The sequence below is a fragment of the Kosakonia sp. R1.Fl genome (assembly GCF_023516815.1).
In the GTDB taxonomy this organism is placed as follows: Bacteria; Pseudomonadota; Gammaproteobacteria; order Enterobacterales; family Enterobacteriaceae; genus Kosakonia.
In genome coordinates, this window is record NZ_JAMGSQ010000001.1 from 3,946,965 (window position 1) to 3,969,580 (window position 22,616).

The window sequence follows — 22,616 nt, forward strand, 5'->3', positions numbered from 1 at the left end:
TCAGCCTCGGTAGGAAACGGCACGCAAGAAAAGCACGCCGTGATTGTGCATAACATACAGATAACACAAAATTTAACTGGATGAAATAATTGACATTTCCACATCCAATGTGGGCTTTTTATCCGGTGATATACATGATGTGTAATGTGAGAAATCACGACAGGCGAGCATATGTTATGCCCGATAAGAGTTTGAATGCTGTATGAATTTTGCTCACCTGTTTTTACGCCACTATCTCGTCAACCGAAACCGCAGCGACGGGTTGACAAGTTAATACTCAAAATTCAGAACTTTTCGCACGTGCTTTGCCGTTTTTTTATGATGAGAAAAGGGGATAACGATGCAACTCAGACTGGCCCGGCCCGAAGAGGCTGAAGTGATATGGCAGATCCGTAACCAGGCTATCCGCCACGGTTGCAAAGGCGTGTATGAGGACAAGGTTATCGCCGCCTGGACACCGGATAAAATGCCGGAAAGCCAGCGTATGATGATTACCAACAACCCTTTTTATGTTGCAACCACGGTAGATGATAAGCCCGTTGCCACGGGTTTTCTCGATCTCGCCAACGCCAGCGTGGAGGCCATTTTCACGTTGCCCGAGTGGGAAGGAAAGGGACTGGCGACGCAGATAATAGAGGCGATTAAACAGGAAGCCACAAAGCGCGGTTTGGTACGCATCACGCTGGCATCAACGCCCAACGCCTGTGGTTTCTATCAAAAGCAGGGGTTTGTCATATTACGGGAAAGTCTTTACCCCTCTACGCTGGCGCGCGCGGAATTACGCTGCATTGAAATGGAATATAATTTTCCTGTTGATAGATAAAGAACATTTATTCAAGAAATGGATTAATGAGAAGAAAATTCCTATTAAAATAAACAGGTTACTTAACACTTCATCATAGAATACCGTCCTATAATAATAACGCTGCGCTATCGCGTGGCTTTATTTCATGATTCATCACATAAAGGGACTTTTTATGAAAATCCGTGCATTACTTTCCATTTTATTATTTGGTTTATCAATGAATGTCTTCGCCGCCAGCCAGACTGAATGTGAGGTGAATGGCGAAATGGACTGGAACTGCATGTGCCAGATCCTGTGCCAGGCGGGCGAGGGCGGCGCAGCCTGTAATTGCGATGGCGTGCCATAAGCCGATATAGCAAAGGGGATATTAATGTTAATATCCCCTCTATTTCTCCACCGCCGATTTCTCTGAAACCTATTCCTGCGCCAAATAGATTCCCCCGCTTACGCTATTCACATGTTACTCTTCACGTCTGAAAACCAACAGGGAGAGCCGTGATGTCGGCGATTAAAACGCTTGCCACAACCGAAGTGTACCGCAACAAATGGATGCGTCTGCGCGAAGACAAAATCCTGCGGGCAGATGGGAACGAAGGTATTTACTCCGTGGTTGAAAAAGCCGATTTTGTCGTGATTATCGCCCGCGAAGGTGACAGCCTGTATGTGGTTGAGCAGTTCCGCTATCCACTGGGCAAGCACACCATTGAGCTGCCGCAAGGCGCATGGGAATGCGCGCCGCAGGCGGAGCCTCTGCGTGTGGCAGCCGGTGAACTGCGCGAGGAAACCGGGCTGGTGGCGGGAAAGATACGCCATGTTGGGTATCAGAAGCTGGCACAGGGCTACTCCAGCCAGGGTTACCATATTTTCCTCGCTGAAGCGTTGGTACATCAGCAGCAGGAACTGGATCCTGAAGAGTTTGGTCTGACGACGCGCAAAATTACCCTGAAAGAATTTGAATCGTTGATTTGTGCAGGAGAGATCAGCGATGCCACGTCAGTCACCGCGTACTTACTGGCAAAGCTCAAAGGCATGCTGGAATAGCGCAGGCATTTTGCTTTCATCACACCCGCATGCGTCGAATCTCTGGGTTAACGCGAGATAAACATGAACAGTGCCGCACAACATATTCTTTCGATCTATCAACGCCACGCTCAAACATTTGCTGAGCAGCGCTCGCAGTTGTTGTTTGAAAAACACTGGCTGGAAAAATTCGCCAACCTGCTTCCTGATGCTGGCAGCATTGTCGATGTCGGGTGCGGTAACGGGCAGCCGATTGCGGGCTGGTTTATCCGCCAGGGTTTTCAACTCACCGGTGTTGATGGCGCAAGCGCAATGCTGGAACGTGCGCGTCAGCAGTTTCCCGCTCAACACTGGATCCAGCAGGACATGCGCAAGCTATCGCTCGGCGAAACCTTCGATGGGCTTCTGGCCTGGGACAGCTTTTTTCACCTGACGCATGAGGATCAACGCAACATGTTCGATCGTTTTGCCGAACACAGCCATGTGGGCAGCGCGTTAATGTTCACCAGCGGAACCGATCACGGGATCGCAATGGGGCAGTTTGCCGGTGAACCGTTGTTCCATGCCAGTCTCGCACCTGACGAATACCGCGCGTTATTAGCAAATCACGGTTTCGAGGTTATCGGGATGGTTCAGGAAGATCCGCACTGCGCCGGGCATACCGTATGGCTGGCGCAACGCGTTCGCTAAAGCGGCGATGCCGATATCTGCCGGATGCGGCTCAGGCTAAAGAGGATCGCCAGGAGCGTCGCGCCAGCGGCCAGCCCTAAGCCAAGCCGGACCGCAAAAGCCTCCTGCTCCACATTGCCGGAAGGGGCATAGAGCGCAAGTATCCCGCCAAGCAGCGCCGCGCCAAGACACTGGCCGAACGTGCGCATAATCGCCAGTACGCCGGACGCGTACCCGCTGTGCTCCCTTGAGGCGTTCGCCATCATCTCTTTATTATTCGGGCTCTGGAAACAACCGAAGCCAATGCCACAGATCAGGCTGCGCAGGCTGACATCCCACACCGGCGGATTATGCGGTAATCGCGCCAGCAAAATTAATCCCACCGCAAAAAGGCACAGACCGACGGTGGCAATTAAGGAAGGTGCGTAGCGGTCAGCAAGCCGCCCGGCATGGGGCGCAACCAGCATGATACCAACAGGCCAGGCGGTAAACAGCAGCGCCGAGGTCAACGCGCTGTAACCATACACGCTCTGAAACAAGAACGGCAGGGCGACAAACGTCATCCCCTGGCTGACAAAAGAGGCCAGCGATGTCAGTGCCGCCAGCGAAAAACGCGGCGAGGCAAAAAGCGTCAGCGGCATCAGCGGCTGCAATGCCTGGCGCTGGCGCAAAACAAACAATGCCCCGGCAGCCAGCCCAACAAACCCGTAACTCAAGGCAGTTAGCCCTGTTCTGGCGCTCGATGCCATTACTACCGAGCCCAGCATAAGAGCCGAAAGCAGCGCACCCGGCGTATCAAATGGCCCGCGCAGCGCAGAGGTTGCAGCCGGGATCACCCGTAATGTGAAGCGCAGGGCAAGGATGCCCAGCGGAAGGTTAATGGCGAAAAGCCATTGCCAGCTTAACGTTGCCAGCAGGGTGCCGCCCAGTACCGGCGCAATAGCGGTACTCGAAGCGATTAGCAGTGCATTCATTCCGAGAATTCGCCCCAGCAGCCGATTGGGAAAGACCGAGCGTAAAATCGCCGGTGCAATGCTGAGTGTTGCCGCCCCGCCAATCCCTTGCAGGATACGCATCGCGACTAGTGTTTCCAGCGATTGCGACAGCGCGCAGCCCAGCGACGCCAGCGTGAAGAGGCCCAGCCCGGCAGCGAATAATCGGCGAAAGCCAATATGCGCAGCTAATGCGGCGAAGATTGCCAGCGTCATGGCGGCGGAGAGCAGATAGCCATTCGCCACCCAAATAGCTTCTGCGGCGGTGACATCTAATGCCCGCGCAATTTGTGGCAAGGCGATATTCACCATCGAGCCATCAAACACCGCCATTGTGGTACTGGTCATCACCGCAATCATGGCCAGCAACCGCTCGCGCCCTGGCAATCCTTCATCGCCGGGTTTATCCAAAAATAGTGTCATAAACAACCTCTGCTGATTTTGTGCTTGCGGTAACTATAATTTCGCGGAATATATGGCGGAAGGCGCAGCATTTGCATTAATACATTGCAGTAAACGCCATATCTGATCCTTCTGTTATGGACATGACGATGAGTGAACCCGATCTGAATTTGTTAGTTGCACTGGATGTGCTGATTGCCGAGCGCAGTGTGGCGGCAGCAGCGCGGCGGCTTGGTTTGAGTGCCTCGGCGATGAGCCGAACACTTAGCCGTCTGCGGGAAACCACTGGCGACCCGTTATTAGTGCGCGCCGGGCGCAATATGGTGCTGACGCCTTATGCAGAAACGCTTCAGACACGCACGCACAACGCCGTTTTCGAGGCACGGGCGTTGCTGCGACCCGCACAACCCGAGCTCAATATTGCCTCGCTGGAGCAGATGTTTACCCTGCGTGCCAACGATGGTTTTGTTGAAGCATTCGGCCCAACGCTGATTGCGGAAATGGCGACTGCCGCGCCAGGCGTAATGCTGCGGTTTACGCCAAAGCCGGAGAAAGGCTCCAGTGCCTTGCGGGAAGGACGGGTCGATCTGGAAATTGGCGTACTGAGCGAAATGGGGCCAGAAATCCGCGTGCAGGCACTGTTCCGGGATCGCTTTGTGGGCGTCGTCAGAGATACGCATCCGCTGGCGCAACTTAATGAGATGACGATCAACGAGTATGTCGCCTGGAGCCATGTCGTGGCATCACGTCGTGGGTTAACAAGCGGCCCTGTCGATGAAGGGTTGGCAGAGCAGGGCGTGCGCAGGAAAATTGCCGCCGTGGTACCGGGTTTCCCTGCGGCGTTAGCCGTGGCGCGTGCGTCCGATCTTATCGCACTTATCCCGGCCTCATTTCTTCTCAACCCTGCGACCAGGCAGGGAGTGGCAATGTTTGAGCTGCCGGTAAAAACGCGCGCCATTACCGTATCTCAACTGTGGCATCCGCGTTCAGAAGTCGATCCCGCGCATCGCTGGTTGCGCCAGTTTATGCTGGGAGTGTGTCGGCGTTTAATCCCGGATGAGAAGGGGAAGTAAACATTTCCCCCGAGGATGTTATTAATGTTTGAGAATTTGCGCTTGTCGCGCCTCTATTTTTAACTGTTTTCGCCAGACCAGATTATGTAACGACAGCACGATTGACCGATAAAACAGTGCGGAATTTATCCATTTAACATTTAGTAAAAAGAATATTAACCCGAGGAGTGATGTTATCTGCGGAGTGTAATTATCCACCGAGCCGAATAAAAGTGAGAAAAAGGCGGAGATAAAATACAAGGTGCGTCATTCAATCTCTCCATGTGCGAATGTTCTTATGTCGTTGAGAATTTAAGAGTAAAGGGCACAACCTTGCAATCAATTAAGAATAATTTGAATAAAATTTGTGCGTAGCGATACATTCAAAAATGTGTGACGCAAACAGGCCGGAAGGAAGATGATGAACAAAGAAGATGCGTTACTGGCGATGCTAGTGAGATATGAACAGCAGCTTCATGATCCTGAAATTCGATGCCAGCCCGAAGTTGTTGAGAGGCTTTTACACCCTGACTTTTTTGAAATTGGTCGATCAGGCAGACGATACAGCAGAGAACAAGTGATCGCTGCGCTGGCAAATGAGGACGCTGAGCCGATCGCGTCAGATGATTTTGCATTGTCGATGCACAACAATGGTTATGTATTGTTGACGTACCGAAGTTTTATCCTCAACGGACAAGGACAGAAGATGAAGCAAACATTGCGGGCATCATTGTGGGAGGCGTGTAAAACAACACCAGACCGATGGCAGATGCGATTTCATCAGGGAACACCCATGGCGGAATCACTGCTGTAACTGCGAAGCACTTAGGCAAGAAAATCAGCGATAAATGACACGGCAATCATGATGGCAAACGGCTGGATTCTATCCAATGTCATGTTAGTTCGCATAATGTATATTATGTTAAATAACATATGTATTAAAGAGCCTCGACAAAACCCAGCCCTGGCTGAGCTATCTATCCAGCGCACAGGCCTCTCACCTCTTCTGCATTGCACTTCCAGCAAGGCTATCTCAAAATGAGTTAATCACAGCTGACTGTCATCTGATGTCAGCCATTCTGAAATAGATTTACGCACGCGGTATTCGCTGCGTGCGTATGCGGTTAGCGGTTTGAGCTCCTGGGTTCTACCGACTGCCAGATTTCAAGATCCCAGTTGCCATCACGACCATCGCAAAGGTAGTTTTCGAAACAAACGCCGCGAGCAAGTTCGTAATCGCTGTTTTCTATCGCAGCGTACAAATCGCTCCATGCTTTGGCGTAAGCGCCGTCCCGCACAAGCGTATGCCACACGGCGTATAACCCTCCCGGCACAATTTCTTCTCTGAATGCCGTACCGGTAATTTTCACCTGTGTTTGCGCATCAACCGTAAGCGCGACATCGGCACGCAAGTCGGCAACATCCGTTTGCGCAGGATCATCCCAGTAAAACACCAGCGCTTCCCGGTAAGTCACGCCCTGCTCCTGCGCCCAGCCAATAATTTGTTGAAAACCAACCGGTACTGTCTCGTTCCATGGACCACCAACGCGCGCACAAACGATGCTCCTGGGAAGCGCATTTTCAAACCGTAAACTCATAAATCCTCCGCACCATTATTAAGAATAACGTTTATAAACGCAGCAGCCCGCCATCAACCACGTACTGGCTGCCCGTGACATAACTGGCATCATCAGATAACAAAAATAACGCGACAGCAGCCGCTTCCTCCGGTGCTCCAGGCCGCTTCATCGGCACAATGGCGCGGATCTGCGCATCATATTGATCACGAAATGGCGCCGGGATCGCCTCAAGCAAACCGGTTTCTATCGCGCCTGGAACCAGCGCATTCACCCGGATCCCTTGTGCTACAAAGGCCGTTGCCCAACAGCGAACCAGCGCCAGCTGCGCCCCTTTACTGGCAGCGTAAATCGCAGAGAGCGGTGTTCCTTCATATGCGGCGGTCGATGCGGTCAGCACCACCGACGCACCCGCTTTCAAAAAGCGGGCAAGACAGGATATTTGCAGTACCGCGGCACGAACATTGTTCTTCATCATGTTATCGAACAGCGCGGCACTACCCTTTTCGGCAGGAGCAAAAGCCAACTGCCCGGCATTTAGCCATAAGCCATCCAGCATGCCGAAAGAAGCTACCGCTTCAGCCAGCGCTTGCGCCGCTGCCGGATCGGCTCCGTCGTTTTGCAGCAACCGGGCATCAGGTGGCAGCACCTTGCGAAGGCGCGCCAGTTTGTGCGCATCACGCCCGGTGATCATGACTTCCCCCTCTTCCTCAATAATGCGTTTCGCCCCCGCCAGACCAATACCACTGCTGGCTCCCGTAATGACAATTTTCTTACCTGTGAACCTGGCCATCCCGCCTCCCTGAAGCCGTTTCTGTGCCAATGCGCGTTTTTATCCTCAACGATGATTAAAATAAAACAATAAAAACTTATTGTAAAACGATAAACACCAGGCTAGCCTGCATCCACTTCAACCACCTTTGCCAGGAGAGGCATCGAATGAAAAGAAGTCTGCAACAGGGTGTTTTGTTCTCTGGATTACTCATCTGTGCGCCGACACACAGCGCAGAGTTGTCCGGTTTTGCCGGGCTGGGCGTCAGCGCTCGCCCCATTTACTCCGGTTCAAACCACATGGCAGTGGGACCACTGCTGAAAGCGGGCGTGAATCTTCATAGCGAAAACTGGGGATTGTTCGGTCTGTCTACCGACGGGCTGATATGGGGACTGACGCCGGACTCGCCCTTCAGCGTAAGCCTGCTGTTAATGCAAGATGAGGCGCGAAAAGAGGTGTTTAACTACCCGTTTTCCAGCAGAAAAAACCGCGATCTACAAGGAATGGGTAACCTGTCTGCAGCGTTGATGGCGGGTACAGACCTGCGTTACCAACAAGAAAACTGGACGTTGTGGCTTCGCCTGTTAACAGCCACGGAAAAGCAGCGATACGGCGGCGAAGCGCCAGACAGAAGCCTGCTCGTCACAAGCGGCGCGGAAGCCGAGCTCTGGCGCGGACAGAATGTCGCGCTCTCGGTCGGTGGCGACATAAGCTGGGCGAACAGTGGCTACCAGCAACGCCACTACGGTGTAACGGCGCAGCAGGCGCAACGCACCGATTTTGCCGTTTACTCCCCCTCATCAGGCTTCCAGCAAGGTGGTGTGTATACCGAGCTGGTATGGCATTTCGATAAAAACCTGGCGGCAGGATTGACCAGCCGCGCGCAGTACCTGTTCGATGACTCGGGGAGCAGCCCTCTGGTCAACAGCCGGATGCAGTACACCCTGTCGTCACTGATCCAGTACACATTCTGAGGCGACGCCATGAGCAAATGTCACTTTCGCAGCCGCACGCGGCTGCTCGCTGCGGGCGCGGTATTTATCACTCTGATTGCCGCCGGTATTTACCTGCAACCCGGTTTCAGCCCCCCGTCTCCTCGCCAGACGGGAGATACCAGTTTGGTGTCGTTTTTAACGCCGTTATTGAAAGGATCGCGAGGCAGCGTCGCCGCCGCGCTGATCACGCCGCGTGGGGTGCAATATGCCCTCTGGAACAGTGATTACAACCGACAATATGAAATCGCCAGCCTGACCAAAACCATGACCAGCAGTTTACTGATGGAGGCATTTCGCCGGGGTGAAGCGACAGCACAAACCCGCGTTGGCGATCTTATTCCGGAAATCAGCGGCCCGGCGCGCGAAATTACCCTTGAGCAACTGGCATCGCATCGCTCTGGCCTGCCGCCGCTGGCCTCATCGCTGCGCCAGAAGATCCGGGTGATCAGCCAGATAATCCTGCGTGAAAACTTCTGGGAGTATGACGAACAATCCGTCATCGAAATGGTGAATAACACCCGCTTAGCCACGCCCGCCAGATTTGATTATTCAAATACCGGCTACGCCTTGCTGGGCCTGGCACTGTCGCGAGCTGCACATCAACCTTTTAATACACTGCTGAAAATACGGGTTTTTACGCAGGCAAAAATGACAAACACCGTTGTTGCCGAAGCATTAACCCCTGACACGCCCACGTTTCACCACGGTTGGGCGGTGTCCGGATTTGCCGAAGCGCCATGGATACAGCACGCGTTCACGCCGGCTGCCGGTGTGCGTTCAACCATCGTCGATATGGCGCATTATGCGCAGGCCTTACTGGCGGGTAAACTTGCCGATAGCGCAGCAATGCAGCCACGATTTGCCACTGACGATGCGGATTCACGCGTGGGTTATGCCTGGTTTACCACCCGTATTCGTGGGCGAGACATCACCTGGCACGACGGTGAATCCTCCGGTTTTGCCTCCGCGATTGCGGTCGATCTACAGCAACAATCCGCCGTAGTGATCCTCTCAGATACCGCATGGCCCGTTATTGGTCCGGCCATGCGCCTGTTGTTAACGCTGACTCCTGCTAAAACGGAAGCGCATCATGAACTGGATTGACATGTTGTGGGCAATATTAACTTTTGTTTCGGTCATTCTGTTTATTTGCGGCTCATGGGTCGCGCATTACAAAATACGGTTGTTGAACTATATCCAGCTGGCTTTGATTGTCATTTATTGTGCCGAAATGATGCAGACAATCACGCATCTGACCAATACCGGTTATCTGTTCAGAATGCTGACATGGACCGTTCAGGCGTCGTTTATTGCCATCAGCGTTTATCGCTCGTGGCCTGCGCCCTGGTTATCGCGCAGCCCGCGCGTACTGGCGGCTGGCAAGATTGCCATTTCGCTGATGCTTATGTCATGCTTGAGCATGCTGGTTTTAAAATAGAATCCTTAATTCGGGAAGGTACAAAGTGAAAGGTGTACGAAATAAACTCAGCCTGATATTTATCTCAGGGATATTACCGTTCTTTTTCATCCTCGCCTTAATTACACCGCTGTGGTTATATTTTTCCGGTGAGTCGTTTTTTATTTCCAGCATGCTTAAATTTGCCGAAATGCAAGCAGAAAACCAGTCAGTGGCTGCCGTATCGCCACTTCACCAGTTACTGCTGTTAATCATTCTCTATTTTCCCGTCGGGTTGTTTGCTTTTGCTATCTGGCAGGGAATGCAGGTGATGCGCCTGGTTGGTAAACGGCAAATCCTCAACCTGGCGATGGCACGTTGTGTGCGTACTATTGCATTGATGATGCTAAGCCTTGGCATTGTATTGCCGGTGTGCCGCTTTTTAATACCGCTGATCGTCTGGTGGCCGGAAAAATATTATCAGGTCACCCTGCTGATTGGCGATGTGATCCTGTTACTCACCGGCGGCTTGTTATTTGTCACGTTTCACGCCATGCTCGCGGGGATCAAAGCGGAAGAAGAAACCAGGGAGTTTATCTGACTATGGCTGTGGTGGTTCATCTGGACAAACTGCTGGTAGAGAAAAAAATGACGTCCAGAGCGCTGGCGACCTTTATCGGTATCACCGAGCAAAACCTCTCACTGCTCAAATCCGGTAAAGTAAAGGGGATTCGATTTGATACGCTGGCGAAAATTTGCGAAGCCATGGAGTGTCAACCCGGTGACATTATCTCCTGGGAACCCGATCCGGCTGCGCCCGACGAAGAGTGACGCGCAGAGACGTTTTGCAGACAATAAAAAAGCCGACAACATCGCTGCTGTCGGCTTTTTTTATTTACGACGCGAATCAGGCGTTCTGTAACTGCTGCCCACAGGCAACCACACTTGCCAGCAGAACTTTGACGTCCTCCAGGCAAACGGTCGGGTTCAGCAATGTCAGCTTCAGGCAGGTCACCCCGTCCGCTTCCGTTACGCCAACGTTGGCGCTCCCGGAGGCCAACAGCGCATCGCCGATACGCTGGTTCAGCAACGCAACGCTTGCCGTATCACCCTTTTCCGGGCGGAAACGGAACAATACGCTGGCCAGTTGCGGCTGCATCACCAGTTCCAGCTGCGGCTGTTCGCCAACAAACTCCGCTACCTGCTGCGCCAGCGTGACGCCGTTATCAATAATTTCGGCGTACTGCTTTTTACCCAGCGCTTCAAGACCCATCCACAGCTTCAGCGCATCGAAACGGCGCGTTGTCTGCAAGGATTTCGACACCAGGTTTGGTACGCCCTGCTCTTCGTCAAAGTCAGAGTTCAGGTAAGCCGCCTGGTAACGCATCAACTGATAATGGCGCGCATCTTTCAGCAGGAACGCGCCACAGCTGATGGTCTGGAAGAATTGCTTATGGAAATCCAGCGTCACGGAATCAGCCAGTTCAAGTCCATTGAGGAAATGGCGATACTTTTCAGAGAGCAGCAACGCGCCGCCCCAGGCCGCATCAACATGAACCCAAATCTGCTGTTCAGCGGCCAGCGCGGCGATGTCCGCTAACGGATCAATCGCGCCCGCATCGGTGGTGCCGGCGGTAGCAACTATCGCCATCACCAGCTCACCGTTGGCTTTCGCTTCGGCCAGTTTCTGCGCCAGATCGTTCAGGTCCATGCGCGAAAACGCATCCGTTTTCACCAGCGTCACGGACTGGTAACCCAGCCCCATCAGCGCCATGTTCTTCTGCACTGAAAAATGTGCATTTTCAGAACATAACACTTTAATTTTGCTGAGATTACCGGTTAAACCGTGCTGTTGAACGGAGTGGCCCTGGCGTGCAAAAAAAGCATCGCGCGCCAGCATCAAGCCCATCAGATTGCTCTGTGTGCCGCCGCTGGTAAACACACCTGCGTCACCGGCCGGATAACCCACCTGTGCGCGCAGCCATTCGATGAGTTTCATCTCGATGATGGTTGCCGACGGGCTCTGATCCCACGAATCCATGCTCTGGTTCGTGGCGTTGATCAGCACTTCCGCCGCCTGGCTAATCACCAGGCTCGGGCAGTGCAAATGCGCCACACACTGCGGGTGATGCACGGACAAGCTGTCTTTAAGGAAATATTCAACAGCGCGCTCAATAGCGGCCTGGTTGCCCAGGCCCTGAGACGTGAATTCTAAATTGATGCGCTCACGTAATTCCGCGACAGTTTTGCCCTGATACATTTCAGGTTGCTTGAGCCACTGCACAACCGCTTGCGTGCTCTGCTCAATCGCTTCCTGATAGGCAGCAATACTCTGCGCGGAACCCGAGAGAATCGGATTTAAATCAGACATTCGCTCACTTACTCCGATTAAACAGGCTTCACGCCAGCGCTCAGCAGCGCGTTTTCAAATTTATCGAGGAAAATTTCCAGCTCTGCATTGCTGATAAGCAGCGAAGGCAGCAGACGCAGTACGCAACCGCCACGGCCGCCGCGCTCGAGGATCAGACCTGATTCGAAGCATTTTTTCTGCAACAGTGCAGAAAGCTCGCCGTCTGCCGGGTAGCACCCCATGTGATCCTGCGCTTCGTGCGGCTTAACGATCTCAATACCGATCATCAGGCCCAGGCCGCGAACGTGACCGATAACCGGGAAACGTTTTTGCATTTCAGCCAGTTTGCCTTTCAGCCATTCGCCCTGCTCTGCCACTTTATCGGCAATGCGATCTTCTTTGAGGATCTTCAGCGTAGTGAGGCCTGTTGCCATCGCCAGCTGGTTGCCACGGAAGGTACCGGTATGGTGGCCCGGCGCCCAGGCGTCGAACTGTTTTTTGATACCCAGTACCGCCAGCGGCAAACCGCCACCGACCGCTTTGGACATCACAATGATGTCCGGCTCAATACCGGCGTGTTCGAAGGCGAACAGTTTGCCAGTACGGGCGAAACCAGCCTGCACTTCGTCCAGGATCAGCATAATGCCGTGTTCCTGGGTCACTTTACGGATACGCTGCAGCCACTCGATCGGCGCCGGGTTCACGCCGCCTTCGCCCTGCACCGCTTCCAGGATCACAGCAGCCGGTTTACGCACGCCGCTTTCAACGTCGTTGATCAGGTTTTCGAAGTAGTAAGTCAGCGCTTTCACACCGGCTTCGCCACCGATGCCCAGCGGGCAACGATACTGGTGCGGGTAAGGCATAAACTGCACTTCCGGCATCATGCCGTTTACCGCTTCTTTCGGCGACAGGTTGCCCGTCACGGAAAGCGCGCCGTGCGTCATACCGTGGTAACCACCAGAGAAGCTGATAATCCCGGAACGACCGGTCACTTTTTTCGCCAGCTTCAGCGCCGCTTCCACGGCGTCCGCGCCGGAAGGCCCGGTGAATTGCAGGCAATATTCTTTGCCCTGACCCGGCAGCAAAGAGAGCAGATATTCTGAAAACTCATCTTTTAACGGCGTGGTCAGGTCGAGCGTATGTAACGGTAAGCCACTGGTAATGACACTTTGGATGCTTTGAATCACATCAGGATGATTATGGCCCAGCGCCAGAGTACCGGCGCCTGCAAGGCAGTCAAGGTATTGATTATTCTCAACATCGGTGATCCAGACGCCCTGCGCTTTGGCAATCGCTAACGGCAATTTGCGCGGATAGCTTCTGACATTGGATTCAAATTCGGCCTGTCTTGCTAAAAAGGTCTCATTGCTTTGCGGGAATGATTTAGCACTCAAAGAATCAATACGGACTTTATCCGTCATCATATCTCTCCTACAACCTGGGTTGATTTAACACCGGGTTGAATAAGGGTTTAAGGGGGCTTGTAAAAAACGCGGCTAATATATGTGTTTTCAGCAGCGGACTCAATCTTTTATTTTGTCAGGCTATTTATGTCATTTTCTTTAAAAATCAATGACAAAAAATATTTATGCGTGGGGATTGTTCAGCATGAATTGTAACCAATTCTGTTACAAGAATATTCCAGACGGCATTGTGAACAACGCGATGATAAGACTCGATTTTAAATATTTATGCTCTTTTTATGTTATTAGAACGTTATTTAAGCCAAACTTCGCCAGCAAGCACTGAATAAATCATGATATTTTCCATTGGTTTATTGCAAATGGTAAGGAAAATATCGATTCAGCGAGTTAAATCACTTACTATGCCCCGCGATAAAAACCCTAAGCCGAAAAAAAGGAAGCCTCTATTTAACCATTAATGCGCATCACACCCGGTAACTCGTGAGAGGCAATACAGGTTATCGACAACGGGAGCAGAATCCTGGGTTGTAAAAAGAAATGTTCGCGGGCGGACATTTCGTAAGGCGAAGCACGCTTCCCTTATGCCGAGAATGAAAATTTTCATGCCATAAAATTATGGCGCCCTGATATGAGATTGTTATGACTCGCATTTATCCACACACCATCGTTGCCAAATTTGGCGGAACCAGTGTCGCCGATTTTGACGCGATGAGCCGCAGCGCCACCATTGTCCTTGCTGATAAAGACGTTCGTCTGGTTGTTTTATCTGCCTCCGCTGGCGTCACCAACCTGTTAGTTGAACTTTCAGGCGGTCTGGAAAGCAGCGTTCGACAAGATAAGATCGACACCCTGCGCACCCTGCAATACAACATTATTTCTCGCCTGAAACAGCCAGAAGCCATCGGCCAGGAGATTGACCGCCTGCTCGACAATATCAGTCACCTTGCGGCCATGGCTGTTGATTCCCGCTCAGACGCGCTATGCGATGAACTGGTGAGCCACGGGGAGCTGATGTCCTCCTTGCTGTTTGTGGAAGTCCTGCGCGAACGTGACGTGGAAACGCAGTGGTTTGACGCGCGCAAAGTGATTCGCACTAACGACACTTTCGGCTGCGCAGTACCCGTTATAAGCGAGATTGCAGAACGGGTGGAAAAGCATTTGCGCCCGCGCATTGCGCAGTCGCTGGTGATCACGCAAGGCTTTATTGGCAGCGACGCGGCGGGGCAAACCACCACGCTCGGCCGTGGCGGCAGTGATTACACCGCCTCATTGCTGGCGGAAGCGTTGCAGGCAGCACGAGTGGATATCTGGACCGATGTCGCCGGGATTTATACTACCGATCCCCGAATCGTCCCCCAGGCGAAGCGCATTGATACGCTCTCATTCTCTGAAGCCAGTGAAATGGCAACCTTTGGCGCGAAAGTTTTGCATCCGGCAACACTGTTGCCCGCGATGCGTAAAAATATTCCGGTCTTTGTCGGTTCAAGCGCCCAGCCGCGCGCGGGCGGAACGCTGGTCTGCCGTGACACGCACGAACCGCCGCGTTACCGTGCGCTGGCCGTGCGTCGCCAGCAAACGCTGTTGAAATTATCCAGCGTCAATGCGCAACCCGCTCACCGCTTTTTAGCCGAGATGTTCACCATTTTGTCGCGTCATGATGTAGCAATGGACCTGGTGACCACCTCGGAAGCCAGCATTGCGCTTATCCTCAACTCCACCGGCTCTACGTCCGGTGAAGCGGACACACTGACCACCGCGCTGCTTACTGAACTGTCGTCGCACTGCCATGTCGAAATCGAGACCGGGCTGGCGTTAGTTTCGCTTATTGGTAATACGCTCGCGCAGGCACCGGCGGTGTGCAAAGAGGTGTTCGCCGAACTGGAAAACCATTCCGTGCGAATGATTTGCCACGGCGCCTCCAGCCATAATCTTTGCTTCCTGCTCCCTGCAGAATGCGCTGACAGTGCTGTCAAAACGTTACACCGTAACCTGCTAGAATAACGGCGGTTAACGCGCCCCGCACGCGGGCAACGCTAAGTGCTGGCAGCGCGTCTGCCAGCACTTACCTCATGATCAATCTCCCGCTACTTCCTCCCTTTTCCTGTAATACCGTCACGCTGAGAGTCCGCCTTACTCAAGGTGACCGGAACGCAGAAAGTTGCCCTTGCCTGTCTGGACGGTAACGTTTAGCGGCGCAAAGCCCGTGACGCTTAGCGGGCTTTCTTGTAACCTTCCGCAAAACTTTCCCCGAAAACCGGACTTCACATGGCCGCTCATATTTCAAAAGATCCTTTGCACGGCGTGACGCTTGAAATGCAGGTTAACGCGCTGGTCGCCCGCTACGGTTGGCCAGAACTCGGCAAACGCATCAATATCAATTGCTTTAAAAACGATCCAAGCGTTAAATCCAGTTTGAAATTTTTGCGACGCACGCCCTGGGCGCGTGCGGAAGTTGAGGCGCTGTATCTCGAATCGCTGGAAGAGCGCGCCCCGGCCAAATCAGACGAACCTGCGTTTAACCCGTGGACCAGCGGTCGAACGCCTAAGAGCTAATTTTCAGATGTCACTACAAAAGTCAGGCGTGCTTATTGCCACTGCGCTTTTACTCGCCAGTTGCGCCTCGAAAGCGCCGAAATCTCTCGTCACGCCGTTGCCGACGGTGGCAAAACAGCCACTCGCAACGACGCCTGCAAAAAATACGCAACCGGTGCGCGGTATCTGGCTGGCAACCGTGTCGCGTCTCGACTGGCCGCCGGTAAATTCGGTGAACATGAGTGCCTCGTTGCGCGTTAGCCAGCAGCAAGAGGCGCTGAGACACAAGCTGGATAAGCTAAAAAACCTTGGCATCAATACCGTCTTTTTCCAGGTCAAACCCGACGGCACCGCGCTATGGCCGTCAAAGATTTTACCCTGGTCAGATATGCTGACCGGCACGATTGGGCAGGATCCGGGTTACGATCCGCTGCAGTTTATTCTCGATGAAGCCCACAAACGCGGCATGAAAGTGCACGCCTGGTTTAACCCCTACCGCGTTTCGGTTAATACCAAACCGTCGACCACCGCGGAACTAAACCGTACCTTATCCCTGCATCCGGCCAGCATTTTCGTGCTGCATCGTGACTGGATCCGCACGGCAGGCGACCGTTTTGTGCTCGATCCCGGCATTCCGGAAGTGCGCGACTGGATAACTAGCATCGTTGCAGAAGTGGTGGCACACTACCCGGTCGATGGCGTGCAGTTTGACGACTACTTCTACTCTGAAACCCCCGGTTCTGCGCTGAATGACAGCCAGACTTACCGGCAATATGGCCAGGCGTTCAGTTCAAAAGCAGACTGGCGGCGCAACAATACGCAGCAGTTGATTGAACAGGTTTCACGCACCATCCGACAACTCAATCCCAATGTCGAATTCGGCGTGAGCCCGGCGGGAGTCTGGCGTAACCGCTCATTTGACGCCGCCGGTTCCGATACGCGTGGTGCCGCGGCGTATGACGAATCGTTCGCCGACACGCGCCGCTGGGTGCAACAAGGGTTACTGGATTACATTGCCCCGCAAATCTACTGGCCATTCGCGCGCGATGCGGCGCGTTACGATGTGCTGGCAAAATGGTGGGCGGATGTCGTGAAACCGACAAAAACACGCCTCTACATCGGCGTGGCGCTGTATAAGGTGGGGGAATATTCGAAGAATGAGCCCGACTGGACCGTCAACGGCGGCGTGCCTGAGCTGAAAAAACAGCTCGATTTAAACGAATCGCTGCCGCAGATTAACGGCACGATTTTGTTCCGCGAAAGTTATCTGGAACAGCCGCAAACTCAGCAGGCAGTGAATTATTTGAAGAGCCGCTGGGGCGGTTAAGCAGGAATCAACCAGGACATGCGTAATGACGCATGTCCTGCCAGCGATAATTAATAAAAAAGGAATGGAGCTGTGAAATCAAAATTAGCGCATCTGGACAATATTATTTTTTATACGCTTTGTGCTGCACCGTTGCTGCTATTGATTATTCTGGGATGTAAACTGCTTGCTTTGGTTTATAACTATTCAAGCCCGGACTTTGGCTCATGGCCGGACTGGTTAAGCTGGATTACAAATCTGTTCATTGCTTTTATTACGATTGTTGTTGCCAGGAATGCAAAAGATTTCTTTAGTGAAAGAATACATGCGGAAGGGTTCAATCGCGCATCAATTTTGATGGATAACATTGATGTTGTTTATAAAAAGCACAACTCTCTTTCGTTAAAAGTTCTTTTAGATGTTCGTAGGCTTGCTGGTTCTACACAAACTGACGATCCTTATCGAGTGCATTACCAAAAAGTGATTGAAAGCGCAGAAAATTCACTTGAGGAAATCACTGCGCTTTATGCTGATATTGCCAATATAAAAACAAGTATGGATCTATTGAGCCGCTGGTCTCTGGCAAGCAATCAAGAAGAAAGTTTCAATTCTTTTATTAATGCATTTACCGAAAGCCTTGGGTTCATGTATGAAATTGCACACTATATTTCTTATATTGATTACCCTGATGACACCATAAGCCCTAAAGAATATATAGAGCGAATAGAACGTCATCAGCATATTAAAGATGATTTAGCTATTATTTATCGCCGTTTTGCCACCACACCATTAAATATGTTGTTTGGTATCACGGAAAAAAGGAAGTAAAAGCGGGTGGTTTCCAGCTGTCGCAACCTCAAATATCGTCAGTCAGCGCATCATAAACACTGCGCAGCCTGCTGCGCAGATAGCGCACCGCCTTGTGCTTACGGGATAACAGCGCCTGCATGCTGACGCCCGTCTCCTCCACCAGCGCCTTATAACTCAAGCCTTCAAGCTCGGTCTTTTCGAACACTTCGCGCTGGGCGGGTGGAAGTTCCGCCAGCGCGCTTTCCAGTTCTTGCCATAACAGTTCGCGCAGATACTCCTCTTCCGGCGTTTGCGGCACGCCAAACAGCGTTTCCGCCAGCTCATCTTCCGCAAAATCGCTCTCATCATCACCGCTGCTGAAAAAACCGGACAACGGCAACTCGCGTTTTTTACGCGCCCTGTCCGTCATTTCATTACGCGCGGCGCGGAACAACCAGGCGGTAACATTTTCCACCGGGTGTTCCACATTCATCAGCTGGTAAGTCACTTCCTGCAAAATGTCGTCGGCGTCATCCCGCACTGCCGTGCGCCCACGAATAAACGCTTTCAGGCGTGAGCGACAGGCATTCAGCGCGTTAACCAGCAAAGACTCGCCGTCCATGGTTTTCACCGTGCTCACTCAGCGTCCGGTTTTTTGGCGCTGCTATCGTCAGGCTGATGGCGGTCATCTGCCCTTTCATCCCAGCGTCCACGCCAGCCGCAGCGATCGCGGCGACCAAACCCTTCGCGGCGCTGCTGGATAAAGGCTTCACGCTGCTCCGGCGTCATTTGCATCCAGCGTTCGTGCATACGCCGACGCGCCATACCAAACATTCCCCCGTGGAATCCCAGCCCGCCAAACAGAATGCGGCTCAGCACTAACAGCCCCAGCGCCTGCCAGAAACCAATGCTTTTCACGCCAAGAATGGCCGGTAACAGCGCGTTCCACAACGACATCACCAGCAACCCTAACGCGATGAATACCACCACGCCAATAATCAACGGCTTCATCATGCGGTGCCGACCAAAGCCGTGACGGTGTCCGTGTCTGTGCTCATGCATATCAAAATCTCTCATCTTTTTTCTACTCGATCAGGTTAGTGAATAATTGCTTGTGATGAAGTAGACGGATGAGCGGTAAAAATATTGCCAGGAAAATGCAAATAAATTCCGTCACAGTTTAATAACCAATCAACTTATTGAAAAATAATAAGTTATCTCAACCGCAACCCGACAGGGATCCTTGACGTCATGTTTTTGAAAGTACTCAGGTTAAGACGTGGCACCGGAAGCGGATGTGATACAGGTAGATCCAGAAGTGCCTCAATATGAATGCCTGCTGCGCGATATCTCTGGTAAGTCCCTAGCGCAACGTGTCGACGAATATAATCCCGAAGCAGGCCAAGGTAAGGTTCACCAGGCTCCAGCATCTTCTTAACCTGCCCCAACAATCTTGCAATTTGTTGTTTCTTAGCCGTACAGCGCTCCACCTCTCGTGGATCAAGTGCATCTAATTCTATGATCGGATCCTCTAAATTCATCAGCTTTTCTTCCAGATCAACCAGCTTCTTTTTCCTCGCTTCAACTAAGTGCTTACGTTGCAAAGCGTAGACATGGATTGAATAAACTGCTTTTTTATTACGGCTATTTTTAGGATGTATTAATCCATCATCGTCATAGGTGAAATAGAGCTCTGGGTTTTCAATACAAGGATTGATCAGCAGTCGATGATCCTCTTCGCTTTTGAATTGCATGTCACTACAGGTGTGTAGACGAAGACGTTTTGTTTCATCAGCAAGAGGGAACTGTGTGCCTTTTCCTAGTGAGATTTTATCAGGCTGACCCGGAACCTGGTGTTTCACTTTCCGATTACAATGTGGACATGCCACTAATAAATTCAGCCAATCACCCGCCAACCAGTAATAGCCTGGTCGAAGTGTTTTTTTGTCCTGCGTCGAGATCTGATTTTTAGGCCGAAAATGTTCTACCTCTGCTGAGGTTACTGCTGCGAAATCAGATTCACAGTAAGCACATTTTTTTCCAAATATTTTCTCAAGTTCTGTAGCCAATTCTTTGTCTTGATAAATAGTGAATTGAAACGGAACTTTAGTTAATTTCTTATTGTTGGCAAAATTGTTCGGATCGGTGAAAAATGTTATTGCCTCATTGCGTTCACTCATAGCCATTGTCGGAGCTGGCTGGCCATTTTGATCAAACGACGCTGTATAAATGCCGATAAGCGGTGCTGATTGACGACGATTAATTTTGATCATTGTTTTGCAGCCTGTTATTTAATACATCCTGCCAGATATTATTAACTGTGCTGATCGTTTCCGGCTTCATATCATGAATGCGCAAGAACCCTTTATCCTTTTTATTGGCAATAAGTTGATCGATTGCTTCAAACATCAGCTGTTCGCGCGGCGTCTCGCCAATATAGCGTCGATCCTTCAACTCAATCTTTAATTGCTCAAGCCGCTCAGATTGTTCTTGATCCTTTTCAGGTAAAGCGAGCAGCGCATAGTATTCATCGAAGATCGCCTCATTTTCCGGATCCTGCGTACTGTTCAGGCCAAAAAATGCAGAGGTTAACAACTGTTCCACACGGAAATCCGCCGGGTTTGGCAAATCGCTCAGCAAGGTGATACCTTCACCATCACGCTGCATCACACACACCTCTCCAGCGCCCAAGCCACGTAAACAGAGCGGATCATGGGTGGTGCAAATAAATTGCATTTCCGGGAATGCCCGTTTTAACGCACTGACAATGCGCATTTTCCACGTTGGATGCAGGTGGCAATCGAGTTCATCCACCAGCACGATGCCTTCGGCACTGCCAGGATCGCCCCAAAACTCCGTTGCTATCGCGAGGATATCCACACACAAGGCAATCACCGTCTTGTAACCATCGCTAAGCGCGGCCAGCGGTAAAGGTTTTTTATCATCCATAACAACCATAATGGTGTTATTTCGCTTGACCAAAATGTCGTTGTTGTCCAGGCCTAACAAATCTTTTAACGCGCGCGCGCTGAGATCAAAGATCTCTCGTTTCTGCTTTAACAGCCACTCTTCTGCGGAAATCAGTAACGAAAGCGGATCAAACAAATTATCGAAGCGCGCATAGCGCACTGGTTCTGCTTCACGAAAACGCAATTCCGACAATTTCGGCGCAGGTTTTAATAAACGCGTTGCGCCGTAGCCAAGAAGAACAAACTGGACATCTTTGGCCTCTTTTGCACCTGTCGCCGTGGCGCTGCCTTTTGCATAGTCGACTAATGCTGATTTATTTGCAGCACGTAAAAACACAGCCCGGTCACGATAAATATGCAACAAATGAGGTTTAACAAAACCGCTCACCTGGATTTCAATGGTGGCTTTTTGCCGTTTAGACCTGATCCAGGTTCTAGGATCGATACCGTTTTCGTTCACCACTTTGGCGAAGTTATCCGCGCCCCCCAAACAGAGCGCGATGGCTTGCAAAACTGAACTTTTACCCGCGCCATTTTCGCCCAACAGCATTTGCCAGTTACTGCCGACATTAAACGTTAACTCATCAATGCCTTTAAAATTGGTGATCGTCACTTTTTGTATTTTTCGGCTTTGCGACCGCGAAATCGTAATACCCACACTACTGGTTAATGAAAAATTCGACTGTTCTTCTTCGAATTTTTTCTGCTCAACCTTTTTCTTATTTTGCTCTTTCCTGGTAACGGCCTGCGTTGAATCCAGCCAGTCAAAGAAATTAACTCCCGAGACTTTGGCAATTTTTCGGAGCTCGGGTAAAAGCAGTTGTCGCTTCATAGCGGCAAACTCAGCGTCATCTGCGGTATAAGCGACCAACCGGTTCAGTTCAGACAACATAAAATTGTCCATTAACGGTGCCTGTTGATACCGTTGCAACCTGTCGATAGTGGCACGTAACTCTACTATCACTCGCTGGCGCTCAATCAGCAAAGAAGAACGGTTAAGCCCGAGGATAGCAATGGTCATTTGGCCGCGTGGCATATCGCTGGCAACACGCCCGTGTTGGTCATACACAAACCAGTCATCGGGATTATCCACGGTAGGATCGAGCAATAAAGGACGTTCATTAATCTCATGTCCCGGTGACAATGCCCGTTGGTTTTCATCTTCAAGCGGGAAACGATTGGCTTTACCGGCAATGACATCATCATGTCTGCGCGGACGGTTACAATCAGCACAGCTTAACAATAAATTGCCCCATTCATTGACCAGCCACCAGTACCCTGGGTGATTCCGGCTCTCTGCAACACCCGCTTTAGGACGATAGTGACAAATATCAGCAGAAGTAGCGCTTATCCGTGATTCACACCACGCACACTTACCCTGAAAGAGATCATACAGCGCACTTTTAACTTCTTTACTTTTGAAAACCTTAAATTCAAAGCGACTCTGCAAATGATGCGCCTGCTTATAAAACTCAGCCGCTTTCTCTTTTTCCGTCTCTGCCGCACCACCAGGCAGTAATACGGATGGAATGGCGACACGCCCCCTGTCTACGAATAACATCGTTA

The 22,616-nt window shown here is 51.5% G+C and carries 24 protein-coding genes; 15 read left to right on the forward strand and 9 right to left on the reverse strand.

Features of this window, described 5'->3' with window-relative positions; genetic code table 11:
• Positions 1–340 precede the first annotated feature (340 nt).
• The 4 genes from M8Q36_RS18660 (at position 341) to M8Q36_RS18675 (ending at position 2,515) form a co-directional block, all read left to right on the forward strand.
• On the forward strand, positions 341–823 hold the full coding sequence (locus tag M8Q36_RS18660; protein WP_249881897.1) for a GNAT family N-acetyltransferase: 483 nt from the start codon (positions 341–343) through the stop codon (positions 821–823).
• 154 nt (positions 824–977) lie between these two features.
• Positions 978–1,151, forward strand: a complete 174-nt coding sequence (locus M8Q36_RS18665; protein WP_017456786.1) for a hypothetical protein — start codon at positions 978–980, stop codon at positions 1,149–1,151.
• A gap of 152 nt (positions 1,152–1,303) precedes the next feature.
• Complete coding sequence (locus tag M8Q36_RS18670; protein WP_249881898.1) at positions 1,304–1,846, forward strand: NUDIX hydrolase; 543 nt, start codon at positions 1,304–1,306, stop codon at positions 1,844–1,846.
• A gap of 63 nt (positions 1,847–1,909) precedes the next feature.
• Positions 1,910–2,515, forward strand: a complete 606-nt coding sequence (locus tag M8Q36_RS18675; RefSeq protein ID WP_249881899.1) for a class I SAM-dependent DNA methyltransferase — start codon at positions 1,910–1,912, stop codon at positions 2,513–2,515.
• Here the strand turns inward: M8Q36_RS18675 and M8Q36_RS18680 are convergent.
• On the reverse strand, positions 2,512–3,909 hold the full coding sequence (locus M8Q36_RS18680; RefSeq protein WP_249881900.1) for an MFS transporter: 1,398 nt from the start codon (positions 3,907–3,909) through the stop codon (positions 2,512–2,514). The genes M8Q36_RS18675 and M8Q36_RS18680 overlap by 4 nt on opposite strands.
• A gap of 128 nt (positions 3,910–4,037) precedes the next feature.
• On the opposite strand from M8Q36_RS18680, the gene M8Q36_RS18685 reads away from it, so the two are divergent.
• Together M8Q36_RS18685 and M8Q36_RS18690 are read left to right on the forward strand one after the other, a co-directional pair.
• Positions 4,038–4,961 (forward strand): LysR family transcriptional regulator, encoded by a 924-nt coding sequence (locus M8Q36_RS18685; RefSeq protein WP_249881901.1) that lies wholly within the window; start codon positions 4,038–4,040, stop codon positions 4,959–4,961.
• A gap of 397 nt (positions 4,962–5,358) precedes the next feature.
• The gene (locus M8Q36_RS18690) at positions 5,359–5,754 is read left to right on the forward strand and encodes a nuclear transport factor 2 family protein (RefSeq protein ID WP_249881902.1); all 396 of its coding nucleotides are present in this window, start codon (positions 5,359–5,361) and stop codon (positions 5,752–5,754) included.
• Between the two features lie 310 nt (positions 5,755–6,064).
• On the opposite strand, the gene M8Q36_RS18695 is transcribed toward M8Q36_RS18690, so the two are convergent.
• Positions 6,065–6,538, reverse strand: coding sequence for a GyrI-like domain-containing protein (locus tag M8Q36_RS18695; protein WP_249881903.1), 474 nt, complete (start codon positions 6,536–6,538; stop codon positions 6,065–6,067).
• Between the two features lie 31 nt (positions 6,539–6,569).
• Positions 6,570–7,310, reverse strand: a complete 741-nt coding sequence (locus tag M8Q36_RS18700; protein ID WP_249881904.1) for an SDR family oxidoreductase — start codon at positions 7,308–7,310, stop codon at positions 6,570–6,572.
• Positions 7,311–7,456: 146 nt separating this feature from the next.
• Between M8Q36_RS18700 and M8Q36_RS18705 the strand changes: the two genes are divergently transcribed.
• The 5 genes from M8Q36_RS18705 to M8Q36_RS18725 are packed head-to-tail and all read left to right on the forward strand — an operon-like array spanning position 7,457 to position 10,511.
• On the forward strand, positions 7,457–8,263 hold the full coding sequence (locus tag M8Q36_RS18705; protein WP_249881905.1) for a MipA/OmpV family protein: 807 nt from the start codon (positions 7,457–7,459) through the stop codon (positions 8,261–8,263).
• Positions 8,264–8,272: 9 nt separating this feature from the next.
• Positions 8,273–9,388, forward strand: coding sequence for a serine hydrolase domain-containing protein (locus M8Q36_RS18710; protein ID WP_249881906.1), 1,116 nt, complete (start codon positions 8,273–8,275; stop codon positions 9,386–9,388).
• Positions 9,375–9,722 (forward strand): hypothetical protein, encoded by a 348-nt coding sequence (locus M8Q36_RS18715; RefSeq protein ID WP_249881907.1) that lies wholly within the window; start codon positions 9,375–9,377, stop codon positions 9,720–9,722. The genes M8Q36_RS18710 and M8Q36_RS18715 overlap by 14 nt, the downstream gene beginning before the upstream one ends.
• 25 nt (positions 9,723–9,747) lie before the next feature.
• The gene (locus M8Q36_RS18720) at positions 9,748–10,281 is read left to right on the forward strand and encodes a DUF2975 domain-containing protein (RefSeq protein ID WP_249881908.1); all 534 of its coding nucleotides are present in this window, start codon (positions 9,748–9,750) and stop codon (positions 10,279–10,281) included.
• Between the two features lie 2 nt (positions 10,282–10,283).
• Positions 10,284–10,511 (forward strand): helix-turn-helix domain-containing protein, encoded by a 228-nt coding sequence (locus tag M8Q36_RS18725; protein ID WP_249881909.1) that lies wholly within the window; start codon positions 10,284–10,286, stop codon positions 10,509–10,511.
• A 76-nt stretch (positions 10,512–10,587) separates the two neighbouring features.
• Here M8Q36_RS18725 and M8Q36_RS18730 read toward each other — a convergent pair whose 3' ends face one another.
• Positions 10,588–12,051: a pyridoxal phosphate-dependent decarboxylase family protein gene (locus tag M8Q36_RS18730; protein WP_249881910.1), complete on the reverse strand. Its 1,464-nt coding sequence runs from the start codon at positions 12,049–12,051 to the stop codon at positions 10,588–10,590.
• 17 nt (positions 12,052–12,068) lie between these two features.
• Positions 12,069–13,454, reverse strand: a complete 1,386-nt coding sequence (locus M8Q36_RS18735) for a diaminobutyrate--2-oxoglutarate transaminase (RefSeq protein WP_016496095.1) — start codon at positions 13,452–13,454, stop codon at positions 12,069–12,071.
• Positions 13,455–14,093: 639 nt separating this feature from the next.
• Between M8Q36_RS18735 and lysC the strand changes: the two genes are divergently transcribed.
• The 4 genes from lysC to M8Q36_RS18755 all read left to right on the forward strand — a co-directional run bounded on the left by lysC (position 14,094) and on the right by M8Q36_RS18755 (position 18,120).
• A complete protein-coding gene (lysC, locus tag M8Q36_RS18740) occupies positions 14,094–15,455 on the forward strand; it encodes a lysine-sensitive aspartokinase 3 (RefSeq protein WP_249881911.1) in 1,362 nt (453 codons plus the stop codon).
• A gap of 264 nt (positions 15,456–15,719) precedes the next feature.
• Entirely contained in the window at positions 15,720–16,007 is a 288-nt protein-coding gene (locus M8Q36_RS18745; protein ID WP_249881912.1) for a VF530 family protein, read from the forward strand.
• A 7-nt stretch (positions 16,008–16,014) separates the two neighbouring features.
• The gene (locus M8Q36_RS18750) at positions 16,015–17,313 is read left to right on the forward strand and encodes a glycoside hydrolase family 10-like protein (RefSeq protein ID WP_249881913.1); all 1,299 of its coding nucleotides are present in this window, start codon (positions 16,015–16,017) and stop codon (positions 17,311–17,313) included.
• 72 nt (positions 17,314–17,385) lie between these two features.
• Complete coding sequence (locus tag M8Q36_RS18755; protein WP_249881914.1) at positions 17,386–18,120, forward strand: hypothetical protein; 735 nt, start codon at positions 17,386–17,388, stop codon at positions 18,118–18,120.
• Positions 18,121–18,148: 28 nt separating this feature from the next.
• Here the strand turns inward: M8Q36_RS18755 and M8Q36_RS18760 are convergent, their stop codons facing one another.
• The 4 genes from M8Q36_RS18760 to M8Q36_RS18775 all read right to left on the reverse strand — a co-directional run bounded on the left by M8Q36_RS18760 (position 18,149) and on the right by M8Q36_RS18775 (position 22,611).
• A complete protein-coding gene (locus tag M8Q36_RS18760) occupies positions 18,149–18,703 on the reverse strand; it encodes an RNA polymerase sigma factor (RefSeq protein WP_249882809.1) in 555 nt (184 codons plus the stop codon).
• 14 nt (positions 18,704–18,717) lie between these two features.
• Complete coding sequence (locus M8Q36_RS18765) at positions 18,718–19,158, reverse strand: hypothetical protein (protein ID WP_249881915.1); 441 nt, start codon at positions 19,156–19,158, stop codon at positions 18,718–18,720.
• Between the two features lie 137 nt (positions 19,159–19,295).
• Entirely contained in the window at positions 19,296–20,354 is a 1,059-nt protein-coding gene (locus tag M8Q36_RS18770; protein WP_249881916.1) for an HNH endonuclease family protein, read from the reverse strand.
• Positions 20,341–22,611 (reverse strand): AAA family ATPase, encoded by a 2,271-nt coding sequence (locus M8Q36_RS18775; protein WP_249881917.1) that lies wholly within the window; start codon positions 22,609–22,611, stop codon positions 20,341–20,343. The genes M8Q36_RS18770 and M8Q36_RS18775 overlap by 14 nt, the downstream gene beginning before the upstream one ends.
• Between the last annotated feature and the right edge of the window lie 5 nt (positions 22,612–22,616).

Coding starts and splice junctions, on each gene's coding strand:
- M8Q36_RS18660 (WP_249881897.1), top strand. CDS start 341: ATGCAACTCAGACTGGCCCGGCCCGAAGAGGCTGAAGTGATATGGCAG.
- M8Q36_RS18665 (WP_017456786.1), top strand. CDS start 978: ATGAAAATCCGTGCATTACTTTCCATTTTATTATTTGGTTTATCAATG.
- M8Q36_RS18670 (WP_249881898.1), top strand. CDS start 1,304: ATGTCGGCGATTAAAACGCTTGCCACAACCGAAGTGTACCGCAACAAA.
- M8Q36_RS18675 (WP_249881899.1), top strand. CDS start 1,910: ATGAACAGTGCCGCACAACATATTCTTTCGATCTATCAACGCCACGCT.
- M8Q36_RS18680 (WP_249881900.1), bottom strand. CDS start 3,909: ATGACACTATTTTTGGATAAACCCGGCGATGAAGGATTGCCAGGGCGC.
- M8Q36_RS18685 (WP_249881901.1), top strand. CDS start 4,038: ATGAGTGAACCCGATCTGAATTTGTTAGTTGCACTGGATGTGCTGATT.
- M8Q36_RS18690 (WP_249881902.1), top strand. CDS start 5,359: ATGATGAACAAAGAAGATGCGTTACTGGCGATGCTAGTGAGATATGAA.
- M8Q36_RS18695 (WP_249881903.1), bottom strand. CDS start 6,538: ATGAGTTTACGGTTTGAAAATGCGCTTCCCAGGAGCATCGTTTGTGCG.
- M8Q36_RS18700 (WP_249881904.1), bottom strand. CDS start 7,310: ATGGCCAGGTTCACAGGTAAGAAAATTGTCATTACGGGAGCCAGCAGT.
- M8Q36_RS18705 (WP_249881905.1), top strand. CDS start 7,457: ATGAAAAGAAGTCTGCAACAGGGTGTTTTGTTCTCTGGATTACTCATC.
- M8Q36_RS18710 (WP_249881906.1), top strand. CDS start 8,273: ATGAGCAAATGTCACTTTCGCAGCCGCACGCGGCTGCTCGCTGCGGGC.
- M8Q36_RS18715 (WP_249881907.1), top strand. CDS start 9,375: ATGAACTGGATTGACATGTTGTGGGCAATATTAACTTTTGTTTCGGTC.
- M8Q36_RS18725 (WP_249881909.1), top strand. CDS start 10,284: ATGGCTGTGGTGGTTCATCTGGACAAACTGCTGGTAGAGAAAAAAATG.
- M8Q36_RS18730 (WP_249881910.1), bottom strand. CDS start 12,051: ATGTCTGATTTAAATCCGATTCTCTCGGGTTCCGCGCAGAGTATTGCT.
- M8Q36_RS18735 (WP_016496095.1), bottom strand. CDS start 13,454: ATGATGACGGATAAAGTCCGTATTGATTCTTTGAGTGCTAAATCATTC.
- lysC (WP_249881911.1), top strand. CDS start 14,094: ATGACTCGCATTTATCCACACACCATCGTTGCCAAATTTGGCGGAACC.
- M8Q36_RS18745 (WP_249881912.1), top strand. CDS start 15,720: ATGGCCGCTCATATTTCAAAAGATCCTTTGCACGGCGTGACGCTTGAA.
- M8Q36_RS18750 (WP_249881913.1), top strand. CDS start 16,015: ATGTCACTACAAAAGTCAGGCGTGCTTATTGCCACTGCGCTTTTACTC.
- M8Q36_RS18760 (WP_249882809.1), bottom strand. CDS start 18,703: ATGGACGGCGAGTCTTTGCTGGTTAACGCGCTGAATGCCTGTCGCTCA.
- M8Q36_RS18765 (WP_249881915.1), bottom strand. CDS start 19,158: ATGAGAGATTTTGATATGCATGAGCACAGACACGGACACCGTCACGGC.
- M8Q36_RS18770 (WP_249881916.1), bottom strand. CDS start 20,354: ATGATCAAAATTAATCGTCGTCAATCAGCACCGCTTATCGGCATTTAT.
- M8Q36_RS18775 (WP_249881917.1), bottom strand. CDS start 22,611: ATGTTATTCGTAGACAGGGGGCGTGTCGCCATTCCATCCGTATTACTG.